The 1,208-nt window shown below is 69.1% G+C and carries 1 protein-coding gene; it reads right to left on the bottom strand.

The window, feature by feature from the left end; genetic code table 11:
- Window positions 1-1,208, bottom strand: a 1,208-nt coding sequence (locus FHP25_RS40455) for an IS1182 family transposase (protein ID WP_147852685.1), incomplete at both ends; no start/stop codon positions are given.

The following is a 1,208-nucleotide window of genomic DNA, read 5'->3' as shown; positions in this document are numbered from 1 at the left end:
GAGAATTGGCGGAATCCCATGACCGATTTGATGATGCCGAACACCGGCTCAGGGGTCTGCTTGCGCAGGGCATAGAGCCGCTTGCCGTCGGGCGTGGCCAGCCGGTGGCGCATCGCGGCGAGCGGCGTCGGATTGTCGGGCACCGGCGGCGCTGGGGCGAAACGCTCGCGCCAGGACGGATGATGGCGCTCGCGTCCCATGGCGATCAGCGGCGCGATGCCGGCTGCGGCGCAGGCCGTCACATTGGCGGCGCTGAAATAGCCGCTGTCGGCAAGAAGACTGTCGGGACTGCCCAGCGCCTCGGGCAGCTGCCCGAGCTGCTCCAGCGTCGGCTCGATCTGTTGCTTGTCGTTGGCGGCCTGCACCACGTCGGTGCTCACCACCAGCATCGAGCCCACCGCCACCGCGGCTTGCGCGTTGTAGGCCTGCTCGAAGCCGCCGCCGGCCACCGGCATGATGCGCGAGTCCTCGTCCGTCAGGTTGATCTGGTCCTTGGCGCCAGGGTCTGCGGTCGGCGGCGCCGGCGGCTTGCCGCCCGGCTTCTTGCCCGTCGCCTTCTCCTTCTCGGCGCGCGCCGCCATCTTCGCTTCGTGCTCGGCCTGCTCGCGCGCAAAGCGCTCCCTGGCCCGCGCCTCGATCTTGGCCTTGGCCTCGGCAAGGCGGGCCAGGCGGTCCTCGCGCCGCGCCAGCTCCTGCGGGACCGACATGCCGTCCGGCACATCGGCGCGGTCGGCCGCTTCCGCCAGCGCCAGCAGTTCCGCCACCTCGGCCTTCAGCTGCGCCTCGATCCTGCTCGCATGCTCATAAGACAGGGCGCTGTGCCGGCTGGCATTGGCGTGGATCTTGGTGCCGTCCAGCGCCACCGTGCCCACCTGCAGCATCCCCATCTCGCGCGCCAGCAGCAGCACCCCCACGAACAACGTCCCGATCTCCGCGGCAAAGCGCCGCCGGAAGGCGGCGATCGTGTCGTGGTCGGGATGGTCGTTGGCGGCGATGAACCGGAACGCCACCGAATCATAGGTCGCCCGTTCCAGCTTGCGGCTCGAAAATACCCCCGTCGCGCAGCCATAGACCAGCAGCCCCAGCAGCACGCTCGGATGATACGATGCCGACCCCGAGCCGCGATACGACTTCACCATGCAAGACAGGTCCAGCCGATCAATCACCTCGACCACGAACCGCGCCAGGTGACGCTCCGGAAGCCACTC

It is taken from the genome of Vineibacter terrae (assembly GCF_008039615.1).
GTDB lineage: Bacteria > Pseudomonadota > Alphaproteobacteria > Reyranellales > Reyranellaceae > Vineibacter > Vineibacter terrae.
The sequence above is the reverse complement of the archived record's forward strand: the minus strand, read 5'-3'. Positions and strand labels throughout refer to the sequence as shown.